This window comes from Erythrobacter sp. (assembly GCF_039988855.1).
Lineage (GTDB): Bacteria > Pseudomonadota > Alphaproteobacteria > Sphingomonadales > Sphingomonadaceae > Erythrobacter.
In genome coordinates, this window is sequence record NZ_JBDXIY010000015.1 from 192499 (window position 1) to 208696 (window position 16198).

Genomic DNA, 16198 nt, shown 5'->3' on the forward strand with positions numbered 1-16198 from the left:
TGGGTTGAAGGCTCTGGCTTTAACCGCCGCCTTCTTGTTGCGGCGTGATCAACGCATCGCTGATCGAACAGGCCGCCGGGCCAAGGATCACGATGAACAGAACCGGCAGAATGAACATAATCAGCGGAACCGTCATAATCGCTGGCAAACGCGCTGCTTTTTCTTCAGCCCGCATCATACGCTCGTTCCGGAATTCGGCAGAGAGCACACGCAGAGCAGAGGCAAGCGGCGTACCATAACGTTCGGTTTGAACCATGGTGGTCACCACGCCTTTGACCGCTTCGAGATCGACCCGATAGGCAAGGTTGTCGAAGGCAAGCTTACGCTCATTCAGGAAGGACAGTTCAATCGCGGTAAGAGCAAATTCATCGCCCAATTCCGGATAAGCACGGCCCAGTTCTTTCGCCACCCGGTTGAATGCAGCGTCCACGGTGAGACCCGCTTCTGCGCAAATCACGAGCAGATCAAGCGCGTCTGGCAGACCTTTTTGGATTTCGGCCGTACGCTTGTTTGCGAGGTTCGACAGATAAATCTCAGGACCTTTGTAGCCGAGGAAAACGAGGGCGCCAAAAGCCATCACTTTCTTCATGGAGCCATCGCCCCAAGCGAAATAGTCGAGCCAATAGAAAAGCACGAAGCCGATGGCGCCGAAAATGATAGGCAGTATTGCGCGAAGGCCAATGACGATCACCGCCAGTTCCTTGTTGCGGATACCTGCGTGCGCAAGTTTTTGCTGCACAGCCTCAATCTGGCTCTGCTCAAGCACGTTCATCTTGCCCAGACTGTCTTTCACCTTGTCGGTGGTGTCAGTCCGACGAACGAGGCTTGCACGCTTGCGTGAGCCGCCGGTCACGATACCGGCTTTCAGTTCGTCGCGGCGTTCTTCGAGCGATTTAACGCGCTTAGCCATCGGATCTTTGATCGTAATGGCGGCATAGATTGCCATCATGACGGCAAAGGCTGCCAATCCTGCAAGGATGCTCCCCACAAGGATAACGTCAAAGCCAAGAAGCGTTGGTCCGGCTGGTTGATCAAGCATTGTCTTATAACTCCCTGATCAAATCTCAAAGCTGACCATTTTGGCCATGATAAATGCACCGATGCTCATCCAGATGAGCCCGCCGAGCCCGGCAATGATCAGGCGATCATCGATGAAGAACTGGCCAAGGTAATCGGGGTTGATCCAATAGATCAGACCAAACACGATGAAGGGCAATGAACCCACGATGTAGGCAGAAGCTTTCGATTCAGAACTCATCGCCTTAATCTTAAGCTTCATTTGCGAACGCTTGCGCAGCACATCGGCAAGGTTCGAAAGCGTTTCCGCCAAGTTACCACCGGTCTCGCGTTGGATCGCAAGAGTGATGGTGAAGAAGTTGAACTCAGGAATGCCAAGCCTGTCGCCCGCTTCCTGAAGCGAGTCTTCCATCGTCTTACCGATCTTGATGCGCTCAACGACGCCCTTGAATTCGATGCCAACGGGCCCCGGGACTTCCTCGGCCACAACCTGAAGCGTTTCAGCAACGGGAAGGCCAGAGCGCAGGCCCCGAACGAGCAATTCGATACCATCTGGGAATTTTGCAACAAAGTTGTTTGTGCGCTTCTTGATGAAGAAACCCACGACAAAATGCGGTAATCCGCAGCCGATAACGGCCCCTATGCCCAGCGCCAATAAAGGTGCGCCGCTTTGGAGGAATATCAAGACCGCAACCGTCAATGTAAGGCCAAGCGATGCATAGATATACTGGGACAAGGTCCATCCCTTGCCAGTGCGGTCTAACCGCATTTCCAGGGCTTCTATGCGTGATCCGGACCCAGCCACACGGTGTGATTTGGGTCTGCGCGCCGCGATGGCTTTCTTAAATTGCGATTCAACTTTGGAATCGGTGCTGTCAGAATGTCGATAGCGCAGCGCATCAACGCGCCGTTTTTGCGATTTGCCAATATTGGGACCTGACAAAAGCAAGTAGCCGCCAACGATCACCAGAAAGATCACCACAGTGATCAGCAGGGTTTGCAGTATGTCCATCTTGGTTTTTTCCTGCCTGTTTTCGTTGCCTTGTTTGCGCCTAATACCCGTAAATGAGCGCCCGCATTGGGCCGCGCGAAATGCTAATCATGCCCCCGGACAGACCAGCGCGAAGCGCAAAACTTCAACGCTGTGACTGTACGGAAGTCGCTTATTCTGCAGGCTCTGTATCAGCAGCCTTGCTCTTGTCTTTCTTCGCCAACAGCGATTTCAGATCAAATCCGCCCAGGAGAGATTTCTTCTCTTCCGTAATCGCGGCCAGATCATCTTCGCTTGCACCCATGATGCGCTCTGCGATCTGTTTGATTGATGCAGTCGCTTTTGAGTTTTTGTTCGCTTCGGTGAAGACCTGACCGAGCTTGGCAGCATTGGATGCGGCTTTCACATCATAAGGAACTACGAAGTCGATCTTACGCTCGATTGAAGCTTCAAAATCGGTCTTGCTGATTTCAGCGACACCGGGCTGGAACTTGTTGACGACGACCATCGGATGGGCGTGCGCGGCATTAGTCTTGAGCCACGACAGAACCCGGATGGTATCGCGTGCAGAAGCAAGTGTAAGCTCGCATGTCAGCACGACAAGATTCACATCAGACAGCAAATGTGGAAAGTTGATCAGCATGTTACGTGGCAGATCAATTACCGTCATTTCAAATGCTTGGCGGAATTCCTCTTCGAGCTGCACAAAAGCAGAGCCATCGGTCATCAGTGGTTGGCTGATGGGAGCCTCGGCTGAGAGGATCGACAAATTGTCGTTGGCGCGGATCATGGCGCGTTCGATAAACAGGCCGTCGATCCGGCTGGGGTTATCAATCGCATCGGTGAGACCGCGGCCAGGCTCGAGATCAAGCGCAAGAGCGCCCGTTCCAAAGTGTACGTCGAGATCGAACAGTGCGGTTGGCGCACCATGTTGATCGCTGAATAACCATGAAAGCGAAGTGGCCAGCGTCGATGCCCCCACACCGCCGCGCGTTCCAACGACAGCAGTTGAGATGTGACGCTTAACACCTTCAGAATCGCCAGCTTTTGGCGAAGTGAAGACAGCCAAGGCACCATTCAATGCATCGTGTACGGCTTGGGCATTCAATGGCTTAAGCAGATAGTCGTGGATGCCGCTTGAGATCAGATCACGGTACAAGCGCACGTCGTTGACCTGACCGATTGCGATCACAACCGTTCCCGGCTCACAAACTTCAGCCAAAGCATTAATATCGTTGAGCGGATCGCCGCTTTCAGACAGATCGACCACCAAAATGGCCGGGCTTGCACTGACCGACAGTGACTGGACTGCATTGCGCAGTCCGCCCTTGTTGCATTTCTCAGGCTGCCAGCCCATTTCGATCACGACAGGGCGAAGCACATCGAGCGCTGCATCGTCGCAAATGTATGCCGCAAAGGGATCGCGATTGCCGGGGAGACCGGATTTCCATGGAGCGTTCATTGATCAGTTACCCCCTTGGGATTGAGCTTCTTGAAGGCCGGCTGCGCCCGTTGGTGCAGCCTCGCGGAATGTTTCGATCGCCTTCGTGCCGGTTGCGATAACGGTTTCACCCGTCCCCGATTGCCCTTCGAGAAGGTCTTCAGGATTGGCGACCATCGCTGCTAGATTGCTGTTAATAGCGCAGCCATAGTTCTTGCTTGTTTCGTTCTTGAAGTTGCCGTCATAGCGGCCCTCCCAGTTTGGGCACCCAGGCACTGAAGCGGTGGAACGGGTGATGATCACACGTGCCTGACCTGCTCCTAAAAGGCCCGGAGTTGTCGGGGCGATGCCTTCGACAATTAGACCATATCGACCTGCCAGTTGGTTCACTGCATCAGAAACCGCAGGGTTGGACGATGGATCTTCGATAGTGATACGATCACCATAGCGCAGGTCCATAGTTTCAAACCAACCGTTCACGCGCTGCTGCTCATTGATCGACAGGCCAGTGCGGCTTGTGTCCACATCAAGAGTGAAGTTGTCGCGCTCAACAACCGGTTGATTAACCGAGTAAAGCGAGGTGTTGGTTTCTGTAAGCGGGCCGCTGCTGCATCCAGCAAGACCTACGCCCAAAGCCAGGGCAATAGCGCCCATCAGCTTGTTATTGTGTGTATTTGTCATCACGGTAACCTTTTTGCTGAGGGCTTAGAGGCTGAAGCCGGGCGCAGGAGCATCGGCCCCATCACGCTTGCGGTTTCGGCTGCTATCTGCGCGGCGGTCCTGCTTGCTTGGTCGCGAAGGCACGATCGCAGCAGGGTCAACAGCGCTGACTTGTGGGTCTGGAGCATCTGGCTCAGAAGCGGTTGCGCCAGGGCGCTTTTCTCCGCTTTGGCCGTTGCTTTCACGGTAGAGCAGCAATTGCTCCAATTCGCTTGATGCGCGGAAACCATCGGTTGGATAGACGATGTCACGCTCGTTTACTGGCTTGACCAGATATGGCGTCACAACAATCACAAGCTCGGTTTCGCCCCGTTGGAAAGACCGCGAACGGAACAAATTGCCAAGGATCGGCACATCGCCAAGGCCAGGGGCCTTGTCCAATGAGTTCTGGGCATTATTGCTCAGAAGACCGGCGATCATAAAGCTCTCACCCGAGCCAAGCTCAACCGTCGTTTCGGTCCGGCGGATTGTGAGGGCAGGAACTTGGAAACCATTTAGGGTAACTGCGCCTTGTGTTGAAAGCTCAGACACTTCAGGGCGAACGCGGATCGAAATCCGGCCGTTGGCAAGCACCGTTGGCGTGTAAGCGAGGCTCACACCAAAATCCCGATATTCAATCGCAACATTGCCTAGCCCTTGAGAGATTGGGATCGGGAATTCACCGCCGGCAAGGAAGGTCGCAGTTTCACCAGAAAGTGCGGTAAGATTGGGTTGTGAAATCGTCGTGATCAGACCCAAGCGTTCTGAAAGATCAAGAGCGCCAAGGACATCAAGTCCAAACAAGCGAGTCAGCCCGCCAATAGTGGTCCCTGCACCTGCGTTTGTTCCAAGCGCGCTGCCTGCAACATCTTCAAATTGAAACGCGCCGCTGTCATCGAGGATCGGAACGCCGGTGGCGTCCCTAAGCAAGCTTTGGCCTGTTACAGTGCCTGCCCCAGGGCCAACGCTCAGCGGGCCGCCGGTGTTAAACCCAGATTCACCAACAAGATCCCTGCCAGTACCGACGCCGCCTCGGAAGCCTCCTTGAGCGCCATCAATCGTAGTTATGTTACCGCCCACCGCACGCACAAGGCTGCGGCTGACCTCAGCAAACTTCACTTGCAGATTAACCTGCAAAGGTGTCGCCGTTTTCAGGCGGGTGATGACATTCGTTTCGTCGCCAAGGAAGGCCGACACCAAACGCTCTGCTTCGGCGGCATCTTCAGGAGCATTAACCGTCCCTGTCAGAAGGACCGTATTCGTACCCATGGTTGCAACGTTCACCTTGGCTTCTGGCATGGCCAGAGCAAGCATTTGATCAATGCTGCCAATGTTGTTGCCAACCCGGATATTTGCAGAGAAGATCACATCACCGCGAGAGTTGCTGGCGTAGATTGTGGTTTCACCGCCTGCGCGTCCGAAGACATAGAGTTGGCGTTGAGATTTGATCTGAACGTCAGCAACATTTTCGTTCGCCACAAAGACGTCGGTCATTGCGCCCGGTACAGCGATCAATTCGCCGCGTCCGATGGAAAGCACGATCTCTGAATTCGGGCTAACGACTTGCTGCGCTGTTGCTGACCCGGTTGGCATTGCCGCCATTGGCAACATTGCAATTCCGGCGAGCAAAGCTCTGCTAAGAAATTTGGCTTTCATCTTTGGGGCCCCTCTGGATTCCCGTTCGGCTGGATTGGCCAAGTGGATGTTCGTTTTGGTGTAGGCTCGCATGGCTTTTGTCCTCTTTCGAGCCCGTTACCGGATTGTGCTCAGCGCGGACGGAACGGTCTGACCAGCTTGGCCAACGCCCCGGCTAACGGTGTTGTTGAGGTTACCGGTTGCAGCGGTGATTGACCCGCTCACTGGAACCTCTGTGGTTGCTTTGCCGCGTGTCACGCGGACCGATGGACCCTTGTAGACAGGCGCACCGTTGACCTTTGCACCGACACCAGGCGCTGCTGGAGTGCGTTGTGGGGCACGGTTACGGCCACCTTGGTCTTGCGGCGGAATTGATTTGCGCTGGAAGCGTGAGACATCACCGCCGGTTTGGAAGGTTGATTTGCCTTCAACCGGGCGACCCATCGCAGTGCGCAGGAAGCGCTCTTCTTCTTCAGGTGTCGCGTCTGATGGGATCTCAATCTCGCCAGAAGCGATCGCGCGCTCAAGTTCAGCCTGATTGTCCGAAATCGACCGCAGAACCAAAGTGAGTTCACCGATGGTTTGCGCAACGGCCACCTTTTCAGCGATACGCGGGGTAACTTCGAGAGTAACCGTACGGAACGCGCGAACGAGTGTCTTGCCTTCTTGGTCGGTCACTTGTTCGGTTGTTTGGTCGGTTGCCAGTACGCGAAGGTTGCGAAGTACAGTTTCAGCTGCCTGAAGGTCGCGGCCTTCGCCTTGAACGGCTTGGGTCAAAACCATGTCGACGCGGTCGCCTGGGAAAACAAAGCCGGCAACACCGGTTTTGGCTGACACAGGAACAGTAACAGCGCGCATGCCTGGGCCGAGCGCTGCTGCGAGGAAACCTCGGTCGCCGGGACGAACAAGCGAACCGTGCGTTACAGGCTCACCCGCCGTTACAGGGAAGCGAACGACAGTGCCTAAAAGCTGGCTCATGTCAGAATTGCCTTCAATAAAGTAAGCGTCCTGTACGAGCTCTTCCGGCCATTGCTGATAGCCCATGGCATCAGCGGTGATGATTGTGCCTGCAGGCAATGCGCGGTTTGCAACAAGAACCTTAGGTCCTGTTGGCTCAGCTTGGGCTTCGGCAGACGGAGCTGCGTCGCCTGCGAACATGCTGCGTGCAAGGAATGCGCTGCCGATCGCGACAACGAGTGCACCAAGCAACAGAACCAGTTTCTTCCTATCCATGGCTAATTAGCCCCCTTCGTGGGCCCGTGACATTACGGGCAGGTATGCTTGAGTTAGATACGATCAAAGTAGTTAAGATCGGGTTTCCAGCCCGCGCTCTTGTGGAGTTTCAGGCAATTGTCGGAAACTCGCTGAGGCGGGGGATCAATATCCAGAAGGCGCCAATGGCAATCGCGACTCCATATGGAATGGCGAGCTTTTCCTTCTGTTTGCGGATTGCGTGTACTGCGGCCATCGCAACGGTCAGAATGCCGCCTGCAACGGCCATGACGAGCAACAACTGCAAAAAGGCACTGGGTTCGATCCAAAGCGCAAGGGCGGTAAGGAGCTTTACATCGCCGCCGCCCATCATCCCAAGTGCAAACATTCCCGCAAAGACCGCGAAGGCGGCAACAGCAATGCCCAATTGAATGGCGACATCAGGCCAAAACGAAAGGCCGCTTGCCCACCAGAAAACAGGAGCAACAGCAGCTATGCTTAGGTTTAGCCAGTTGGAGATTGTGCGCGAACGGACGTCCGTAAACGCGGCGTAGAGGAGCGCAATTGCCAAGGCAATCAGCAGTCCGTATTGAATAGTAGTCATCAACATAAGTGCCCCTCGACAAGGTGTTGGCGAAAGCCGGGAGATGGCCTTCCAACTTTGTGTCTTGCGAGGTGTGCTACAGCCGAGTGCTTACCAAATAGTAACCACGATCAATGGCCCGGGACCGCGTGCGAAAATTATGAATGAACAAATGACACAAGATGATCCACATAGTGGAAACACGGATGGTCCCATTGATCGACGCGCAATTCCCCCTGAGGCAATTGAGAGCACGTGGCGTCTCGAAGATGGGCACGAGGTTCGCCGGATTGATTGGCCCGGCACTTCCATTGCTAGAACAAAGCCAACGCGCGGTTCGATCCTGTTTTTGCCGGGGCGCGGCGATTGCTATGAAAAATATCTTGAGACTTTAGAGGAGTGGCACCGCGACGGATGGCGAGTGACCGCATCAGATTGGCGCGGGCAGGCAGGATCGGGCCGCTTGAGCAAAGATCCCTACACTGGTCATATAGATGATTTTTCGACTTGGACCGATGACCTTGCCTTTCTTTGGCGAAGCTGGGTGAAACAGGTTCCCGGGCCCCATATAATCGCGGGTCACTCCATGGGCGGCCATGTTATTATGCGTACGCTTGTTGATGGTAAGCTTGATCAAGAAGTGCCTCCCAAGGCTGTATTTCTCAGCGCGCCGATGTTGGGAATGCAGGGGCCGTCTGTCCCTATCATTGTGCAACACTTTGCGGCCAAGCTGATGACTTGGATTGGTGACCCGACCCGCCAGGCATGGAAATGGAGCGAGAAACCCGGGGAACTTCCCAAGGAACGGATTAACCTTCTTACTCATGACACGGACCGTTATGCGGATGAGCAATTCTGGCGTGATGCTAGACCAGAACTGGTGATGGGCCCTGCGAGTTGGCACTGGGTTGAACGAGCTTATTCATCGTGCCGAGCGCTCAACGCGGCGGGCGCGATGGAGCGCGTTGAAGTACCGGTTCTTATCGCATCCACTTCGAACGATAAGCTGGTAAGCCACCCGGCCAATATTCGCGCGGTAGAGCGGCTTCCAAACGGACGCATGTTTGAGCTGGGGGAAAATGCCCATCATGAGGTCCTGCGCGAAACAGATGCTGTGCGCGCGAGCGTTATGGTCGCAGTCGCCAAATTCCTTGGCGAGGTCGCTCCGCCTCAATGACCGGAACACTCTACGATTTCGCAATTATCGGAGCAGGGATGGCAGGCGCCAGCCTTGCGGCAGAATTGGCTCCTTTCGCAAAGGTGCTTGTGCTGGAAGCGGAAGAGGCGCCAGGCTACCATGCGACTGGGCGTTCGGCGGCGTTTTGGGAGGAATGCTACGGCGGGCCAGGCGTGGTGCCCCTGACGCTCGCATCGGGCAAATACTTGCGAGAACGCGGATTTCTTCGCCAGCGCGGAGCGCTTTATATCGGCCGCAAAGAAGACGGCCCGAAACTTGATGAATTCGAAGAGCGTTTCGCGGGGAGCGGGGTAACTATTGAACGCATCGCAGGCGCAAAGACGCATGCTCACGCTCCGTTTCTGCGGGAGGAATGGAACGATGCGATCTATGAAGAAGCATGTGCAGACATCGATGTAGCGGGCCTGCACCAGCACTATCTAAAGGCATTCAAGTCAGCAGGTGCCCAAATGGAATGCCGCGCACGCGTCGTTCGACTTATTAGCGAAAGCGGGGGCTGGCAGATCAAAACCAGCGGTGGGGAAACGTTTCGCGCAGCCAAACTTGTCAATGCAAGCGGCGCCTGGGCCGATGTGGTCGCGCAAATGGCGGGTGCACGGCTAGTCGGCATCACGCCTTATCGCCGCACAGTGGCTCAATTGCGTGTTGGCCCCAGCGTACCAGATGACATGCCACTTGTTCTCGATATTTCGGGGCAGTTTTATTTCAAATCAGACAATGGCCGCCTCTGGCTTAGCCCTCATGACGAAACACCCTGTGAACCATGCGACGCGGCCCCTGAAGAACTCGACGTCGCGCGCGCTATCGATTCGTTTGAGCGTGCCACTCATTGGCGCATCAAAGCGGTAGAACGGCGCTGGGCTGGGCTTAGAAGCTTCGCGCCAGATCGCCTCCCGATCTATGGTCCCGACCCTGAGGTTGCGAACTTTCTATGGTTCGCGGGACAAGGAGGCTTTGGAATCCAGACTGCGCCTGCTGCGGCCCGCCTAATGGCGCAAATGACATTCGGCCTAGAACGAGACGAAACCACGCGCGCAATTGATGCAAGAGTTTACACTCCATTGCGGTTTTACAACCAAAAAGCCATGGCGGCGCTCTAGCCAGAACGCATGTGATCTGTATGATGTCTGTTGAGTTCCAAGACAAATGAGAGGGTAGACAAACCATGGCTCACAAGTTTGAAATTTATAAAGACAAAGCCGACGAATTCCGCGTACGCTTCAGCTATAACAGCGAAGTGATGTTCTCGACCCAAGGCTATTCCAGCAAGTCGTCGGCACAAAACGCGATCGATTCGATCAAGAAAAATGGCCCCGGCGCACCAGTCGAAGACAACAGCTAAGGTTCCAACTTTAGTAAGTTGATGAGCGGGCGTGCCGAAAACGGTGCGCCCGTTTTCATTTCAGGCCCGTTTTCATTTCAGGAAGGCTCACCTGCAGCGATCCGGTCTGCTGCATCGCTTGCAAGGCTATCGACACGCTCATTTTCGGCGTGGCCCGAGTGGCCTTTTACCCAGTGCCATGACACTTGGTGACGCGAGCTTGCGTCGATCAGGTTATGCCAAAGATCTGCGTTGCGAACTGGCTTCTTACTGGCATTGATCCATCCGCGCTTTTTCCAGCCGTGGACCCATTTTGTAATCCCATCGATAACATATTTGCTGTCTGAATAAACGTCGACAGAGCAGGGCTCGATCAAGGCATTGAGCCCTTCAATGACCGCTATCATTTCCATGCGATTGTTGGTGGTGTCCTCTTCTCCGCCTGAAAGCTCTTTTTCATGGCGGCCCATGCGCAAAAGCGCGCCCCAACCACCCGGGCCGGGATTGCCCTTGCATGCGCCATCGGTGAAGACTTCAACGTGTTTGGGTGGTTTTTCCATGGTTCGCGCCGTGTGCCTCAACCTTCGTCTTTATGCAAATATATCAGCGCCGTGTTCGTTATAGCAGTGCCAGCGTGAGACAAATTGCATGGGGTCTTTGCGTGTCACAAGCGCGTCTTTAGGCGTATCTAGCCAGTCTTCCGCGCGGCTAGCGATAAATCGGATAGCCGCACCCTTGGCAATTTCCGGCAACGCGTCTTTCTCTGGCTGTGCAAGAGGGCGCACACTTTGATAACCTGCAAGCAATGCGTCTCCGAGATCGGGTATGTAGATGCCGTTTTCGTCAAAACACCAAGCGGCATGCGTGACCGCCAAATCCAGCGCCATGGGCCCTGTGCAAGCAAAATAGAAGTCGATAAGCCCTGTGACATTGTCGCCAAGCATGAGCACATTATCCGGGAAAAGATCGGCGTGAATTTGGGCTTGGGGGAGGGCGGACAAGTCTAACTCAGCAGCTTCGCGTGCGGGGCCTAAGATGTTAGGCAAATCGGGGTTGATCGATGCCAGTATTTCCAACCCGCAGGTTTCAAGGTAAGCTAAGTTCTGCGCAAAGCCCATGGTGTTTTCGCGTGATAAGTCAAAGCTTTGGCTTGCTGCATGGATTTTTGCGAGGGTTTTTCCCACGGCGAAGGCTTGGGGCGCATCTGGTTTTGTGGGGGAGATCCCGGGCAAAAACTCTATCAATGCGACAGCTTTGTCATCCAGCATCCGAAACGCGGCGCCATTCTTGTCATGAATTGTGCGCGGCACTGGGCAATCATTGGCTGACAGATGATCTAATAGCCCGAGGAAATAGGGTAGGTCCTCAAGCTCAATGCGCCGCTCATACATTGTAAGAATGAAACGAGCACCGTCAGCATCCTGACCCGCAGTGTCAATCAACCAGTTTGAGTTGGATACGCCTTCTGCAATACCCTTGGCCGAAACGAGCGGACCAACCGGATACTGCGCAATAAGCGCAGCCAAATCCTCAGCGCCGAGATGTGTGTAAACGGCCAAAGGAAACCTTACCTATTGCGTAAGCTGACGCGGAAGTTTGAAGGTCATCTTCTCTTCCGCTGTCTTGATCGTTTGCTCATTGAGCGGGCGCAGTTTGGCAAGCACGTCGACCACTTCGCGGACCAATACCTCCGGTGCTGAAGCACCTGCCGTAAGCCCGATTGTGTTTACTTTGCTGAGCCATGCCGGATCGATTTCATCCGCGCGCTGGATCAATTTGGCCGGCGTTCCCAGCCGTTCGGCGACTTCTACAAGGCGAAGCGAGTTGGACGAATTTGGCGCGCCAACAACAAGTACCAAGTCGCAGTCATTTGCGAGTTCCTTGACCGCCGCCTGACGATTAGATGTCGCATAGCAAATGTCTTCGGCTTTAGGACCGCTGATATTGGGATAGCGCGACATCAGCGCATTAATGACCTCATGCGTGTCATCCACGGAAAGCGTTGTTTGAGTAAGGTAGGCAAGCGGTTCATCACTATCGTATGGCAGCTTGGCCACGTCCTCAATATTCTCAACCAGTGTCATTTGGCCCGGTTCAACTTGGCCCATCGTGCCGATCACTTCCGGGTGCCCTTCGTGCCCGACAAAAATGATGTGACGACCTTTTTCAAGCTGACGCTCCGCTTGACGATGGACTTTCGATACCAATGGGCATGTCGCATCGACATAGATCATATTGCGCCGCTCGGCTTCGGCAGGAACAGATTTTGGGACGCCGTGCGCGCTGAAGACGACCGGCGCATCGGTCGGCACTTCGTCAAGTTCTTTTACGAAGATCGCGCCTTTGGCCTTTAGGCCTTCGACGACATATTTATTGTGGACGATTTCGTGCCGAACAAAAACGGGTGCGCCGTAAAGTTCGAGTGCCTTCTCAACAATTTCAATCGCTCGGTCTACGCCTGCGCAAAATCCGCGCGGCGCAGCGATGAGAAGATTGAGCGGTTCTGCCGAAATTTGGACATAATCGCGAGCTGCATCGGCTCGTGTATCACGGGTTATAGGCGCGTTCATATAAGACCCCCTAGCGCTTTGCTGCATGGCTCGCTAGGGGCTAATGAGGCTTTGGACAATTTGCGTTACGTACGCGCAACAAATGAATTTCGAGGGATCACAGCTTACCATGATGCATCGCAAATCCGCTATTACTGCTCTTGTTGGAGCCGCTGCGCTGGCTGGTTGTGCTAGTGAAGGTGATCTGGTGATTAACCAGGGTGTCGGGATTACTGCTGTGCTTTCATCTTGCCCAACTGTGGGAATTCCCGACTACACTGGCGATGTGACCACTTTCCGCGCGGCTGGCGAGCAAACTCAAAGGAATCTAGATGTGAGCGCGGCGATGACCAACCTGCGCTCATCATGCGATGATACAGGCGAAAAAATCTATTCCGAGGCGACATTCGACGTTCTTGTACGCCGGACTGATACTCGCGGTGCACGTACTGTGACGCTGCCGTATTTTGTGACGGTCCTTCAGGGAAGCAGTGCGGTTGTGACCAAGCGAGTGGGTCAAGTCACCGTTGCCTTTGCCGATGGCCAAGACCGCGCAAGAGCAAGCGCCAGGGCTGGCTCGTTCGTTGATCGTTCTGCGGCGACTCTTCCTGACGATATTCGGGAACGTATCACGCGCAAGCGACGGGCTGGCGATGCCGATGCGGCGCTTGATCCGCTGTCTGCACCCGAAGTAAGGGCAGCTATTCAACGCACTCGGTTTGAGATGTTGGTTGGATTCCAGCTGACCGAATCGCAATTGGCGTACAACGCAACGCGTTGATTTTGCCGAAGGCTGATAGACGCCTTCGTAATCGCCAGACTTGCTTCATTTCATAGACCTGCAGCAGGTGCGCGGCCGCCTTGGCGGTGCTTAACTGGCGCCGATCAATTGCGAGCCTTTTGCGGTTTGACCCTTTCCCTTTGTTCCTTCGCACCCTTTGCGCTAACGGCGCAGTTGAGATGACTGATATGCAAACCCTTTACACTGCCTTTAGCGGCACAATTGACACAGCGCTCAGCGCACTTGTCGCGGACGGCATTCTGCCTGCGGACGTTTCATTCAAGAACGTTACGCTTGAGCCGCCGCGCGATCCTTCGCATGGCGATTTGGCAACCAATGCGGCGATGGTTTTGGCAAAGCCTGCTAAGACCAATCCCAGAGCTCTTGCCGAAGCTCTTGTGACAAAGCTTGAAGCGGCACCTGGTATTCTCAGCGCACAGATTGCCGGACCCGGCTTTATCAACCTGCGGCTCGAGGGGCAGGTGTGGCTTGATGAGTTGGCTGCGATTACGGCGCTTGCTGGCGATTATGGCCGTTCTGATATGGGCAAAGGCACGCGCGTCAATGTCGAGTATGTCAGCGCCAATCCAACTGGTCCGATGCATATGGGTCATTGCCGGGGCGCTGTAGTTGGCGATGCGCTTTCGAGCCTGCTTGAACTTGCCGGGCACGAGGTCACACGCGAATATTACATCAATGATGCTGGCGGTCAGGTCGATACGCTCGCCCGGTCTGCGCATCTTCGCTATCGCGAGGCGCTTGGTGATGAGATCACTATTCCCGAAGGGCTTTATCCGGGTGATTACCTTGTCCCGGTGGGTGAGGCTCTGGCGAAAGAACTTGGGCGTAAGCACAAGGATTCAGCCGAAGACGAGTGGCTGCCAATATTTCGTGAGCATGCCGTCACGCAGATGATGGAGCTTATCAAGTCGGACCTCGCTTTGCTGGGTATCCATCACGATGTGTTCGCTTCCGAAGCTGCTTTGCATGCGGCGGGTAAGCCTGATGAAGCAGAAAAATGGCTTCGTGAACAAGACCTTGTCTATGATGGTGTGCTCGAAGCGCCTAAGGGCAAAGCGCCTCCCGAAGATTGGGAGCCAGTGGAGCTTCCTCTCTTCCGTTCAACCAAATTTGGCGATGATCAAGACCGCCCGATCAAGAAATCGGACGGGAAATGGACCTATTTTGGCGCTGATCTTGCTTACCACATGCAAAAGGCGGATGTGGCAGACGAGTTGATCGACATCTGGGGAGCGGACCACGCAGGGACCGTCAAACGGATCAAAGCGGCCGTCGCAGCACTTTCCGAAGGGAAGGGCAAGCCAACGCCATTTGACGTCAAATTGGTGCAGATGGTTCAATTGATGCGCGGCGGCGAGCCTGTCAAAATGTCCAAGCGTTCTGGCAACTTCATCACCATTGCCGAGATGATTGAAGAAGTGGGCCGCGATGTTGTGCGGTTTACTATGCTGACGCGTAAACCCGAAGCACAGATGGAATTCGACTTCGCCAAAGTGGTTGAGGCGTCAAAGGACAATCCTGTCTGGTATGTCCAATATGCGCATGCACGAATCCAATCCACTTTGCGCAAGGCTTCTCAAGAAGAGAGTTTTGAGCCTTCAGCCGACGATCTTGATGGGTTGGGCGAAGAGGAAATCGCGCTTGTCAAACGCGCGGCGCAATTCCCACGCGAAGTCGAAGCGGCGGCAAAGGCGCGAGAGCCACACCGGATCGCATTTTACCTCTACGACTTGGCAACAGACCTTAATGCCTTCTATTCTTTGGGTAACACTAACACGCAAAAACGCTTCATTGTGAAACAGGATGCTCGTTTGTCGCAATCTCGGCTTTTCCTGGCCGCAGCAATCGGGCAAGTTCTGCGTAATGGCCTGCGCGTGCTTGGCGTGGAGGCAGTGGACAGAATGTAATGGGTCGGGCGAGTGAGCGCCTGAACTCCAGGGGAACGAAGCCGTGATTATCGACGCCGAATTTGAAGAAGTCGAAGGCAGTGAGGGTGAACTTGACCTGTCTGATGATGACAGCCTGCCTTGGCTTGAGGCGGACGAAGACGACGGTGGCGCCGGAGGCGTAGACAATACGCAGATCATAATCCTTGCACTCATTCTGCTTGGCATTCTGGCTTTGGCGGTTGGCACAGTTTGGATCTTTGGCAACCAAACCACCGACGATACACAGGTCGCTGATGGTAGCGTCATCGAAGCGCCAAAAGGCCCTTATAAAGAACGTCCCGATGACCCCGGCGGCAAAGAGTTCGCGGGTACGGGCAATGTCGCTCCAGTTGTCGGAGAAGGTGGCACGCCCGAAGGTGTGATGAACACAAGCGGCAATGGTGGCGATGCTGATCCCGCTGGTGCAGCAACCGGCACTGACCAAAATGGTGCAACATCTGGCTCTGCCAACGCAATTGCTGCTGGAGCAAATGGTTCAGGCCAGTCGGGTGCGCAGCCGAACGCGGCTACCTCACGCAGCGGTGTTGGCGTCCAACTTGCCGCTTATTCGTCGCGGGCACGCGCCGAGCAAGGTTGGAATGAACTGAGCCGCCGCACCGATGCTTTGTCTGGCTTGCGTTACCGCATTGAGAAAGGCGTAGTTGATATTGGCACCGTCTATCGACTCCAAGCGGTTGCAAGCGATCGTGCAGCGGCCAATCAGCTTTGCGCAAACCTCAAATCCGATGGCATTGATTGCCAAGTTAAGGGTTGATCGGCCTCATTTTTGGCAGTGAATGGCGGTTTCCCCCGCCTTTCGCG

Annotated in this window: 16 protein-coding genes; 6 read left to right on the forward strand and 10 right to left on the reverse strand. The window is 54.8% G+C overall.

Features of this window, described 5'->3' with window-relative positions:
- Positions 1-19 precede the first annotated feature (19 nt).
- The 7 genes from ABJ205_RS03800 to ABJ205_RS03830 all read right to left on the reverse strand — a co-directional run bounded on the left by ABJ205_RS03800 (position 20) and on the right by ABJ205_RS03830 (position 7605).
- Entirely contained in the window at positions 20-1039 is a 1020-nt protein-coding gene (locus ABJ205_RS03800; RefSeq protein WP_348160227.1) for a type II secretion system F family protein, read from the reverse strand.
- Between the two features lie 18 nt (positions 1040-1057).
- Positions 1058-2029, reverse strand: a complete 972-nt coding sequence (locus ABJ205_RS03805) for a type II secretion system F family protein (RefSeq protein WP_348160225.1) — start codon at positions 2027-2029, stop codon at positions 1058-1060.
- A 151-nt stretch (positions 2030-2180) separates the two neighbouring features.
- Positions 2181-3470, reverse strand: coding sequence for a pilus assembly protein CpaE (locus ABJ205_RS03810; RefSeq protein ID WP_348311606.1), 1290 nt, complete (start codon positions 3468-3470; stop codon positions 2181-2183).
- 3 nt (positions 3471-3473) lie between these two features.
- Positions 3474-4130: a CpaD family pilus assembly protein gene (locus tag ABJ205_RS03815; protein WP_348160729.1), complete on the reverse strand. Its 657-nt coding sequence runs from the start codon at positions 4128-4130 to the stop codon at positions 3474-3476.
- 24 nt (positions 4131-4154) lie between these two features.
- Positions 4155-5804 carry a type II and III secretion system protein family protein gene (locus ABJ205_RS03820; protein WP_348160728.1) on the reverse strand — a complete coding sequence of 550 codons (1650 nt, stop codon included), beginning with the start codon at positions 5802-5804 and terminating at the stop codon, positions 4155-4157.
- Positions 5805-5900: 96 nt separating this feature from the next.
- A complete protein-coding gene (gene cpaB, locus ABJ205_RS03825; protein ID WP_348160727.1) occupies positions 5901-7016 on the reverse strand; it encodes a Flp pilus assembly protein CpaB in 1116 nt (371 codons plus the stop codon).
- A 109-nt stretch (positions 7017-7125) separates the two neighbouring features.
- Positions 7126-7605 carry a prepilin peptidase gene (locus ABJ205_RS03830; RefSeq protein ID WP_348160726.1) on the reverse strand — a complete coding sequence of 160 codons (480 nt, stop codon included), beginning with the start codon at positions 7603-7605 and terminating at the stop codon, positions 7126-7128.
- Between the two features lie 145 nt (positions 7606-7750).
- On the opposite strand from ABJ205_RS03830, the gene ABJ205_RS03835 reads away from it, so the two are divergent.
- From ABJ205_RS03835 to ABJ205_RS03845, 3 genes are all read left to right on the forward strand, one after another.
- The gene (locus ABJ205_RS03835) at positions 7751-8755 is read left to right on the forward strand and encodes an alpha/beta hydrolase (protein WP_348160725.1); all 1005 of its coding nucleotides are present in this window, start codon (positions 7751-7753) and stop codon (positions 8753-8755) included.
- Positions 8752-9876, forward strand: a complete 1125-nt coding sequence (locus ABJ205_RS03840) for an FAD-dependent oxidoreductase (protein ID WP_348160724.1) — start codon at positions 8752-8754, stop codon at positions 9874-9876. Before ABJ205_RS03835 ends, ABJ205_RS03840 begins: the two co-directional genes overlap by 4 nt.
- 65 nt (positions 9877-9941) lie before the next feature.
- Positions 9942-10118 carry a YegP family protein gene (locus ABJ205_RS03845; RefSeq protein ID WP_298464512.1) on the forward strand — a complete coding sequence of 59 codons (177 nt, stop codon included), beginning with the start codon at positions 9942-9944 and terminating at the stop codon, positions 10116-10118.
- Between the two features lie 77 nt (positions 10119-10195).
- Here ABJ205_RS03845 and rnhA read toward each other — a convergent pair whose 3' ends face one another.
- The 3 genes from rnhA to ispH are packed head-to-tail and all read right to left on the reverse strand — an operon-like array spanning position 10196 to position 12667.
- On the reverse strand, positions 10196-10657 hold the full coding sequence (gene rnhA, locus ABJ205_RS03850; RefSeq protein WP_348160723.1) for a ribonuclease HI: 462 nt from the start codon (positions 10655-10657) through the stop codon (positions 10196-10198).
- A gap of 30 nt (positions 10658-10687) precedes the next feature.
- Entirely contained in the window at positions 10688-11656 is a 969-nt protein-coding gene (locus ABJ205_RS03855) for a homoserine kinase (protein ID WP_348160722.1), read from the reverse strand.
- A gap of 12 nt (positions 11657-11668) precedes the next feature.
- On the reverse strand, positions 11669-12667 hold the full coding sequence (ispH, locus tag ABJ205_RS03860) for a 4-hydroxy-3-methylbut-2-enyl diphosphate reductase (RefSeq protein ID WP_348160721.1): 999 nt from the start codon (positions 12665-12667) through the stop codon (positions 11669-11671).
- Between the two features lie 109 nt (positions 12668-12776).
- Between ispH and ABJ205_RS03865 the strand changes: the two genes are divergently transcribed.
- The 3 genes from ABJ205_RS03865 to ABJ205_RS03875 all read left to right on the forward strand — a co-directional run bounded on the left by ABJ205_RS03865 (position 12777) and on the right by ABJ205_RS03875 (position 16151).
- Positions 12777-13427: a hypothetical protein gene (locus tag ABJ205_RS03865; RefSeq protein WP_348160735.1), complete on the forward strand. Its 651-nt coding sequence runs from the start codon at positions 12777-12779 to the stop codon at positions 13425-13427.
- Positions 13428-13606: 179 nt separating this feature from the next.
- Positions 13607-15355 carry an arginine--tRNA ligase gene (gene argS / locus ABJ205_RS03870; RefSeq protein ID WP_348160720.1) on the forward strand — a complete coding sequence of 583 codons (1749 nt, stop codon included), beginning with the start codon at positions 13607-13609 and terminating at the stop codon, positions 15353-15355.
- 43 nt (positions 15356-15398) lie between these two features.
- Positions 15399-16151, forward strand: a complete 753-nt coding sequence (locus ABJ205_RS03875) for an SPOR domain-containing protein (RefSeq protein ID WP_348160719.1) — start codon at positions 15399-15401, stop codon at positions 16149-16151.
- Positions 16152-16198: the final 47 nt, after the last annotated feature.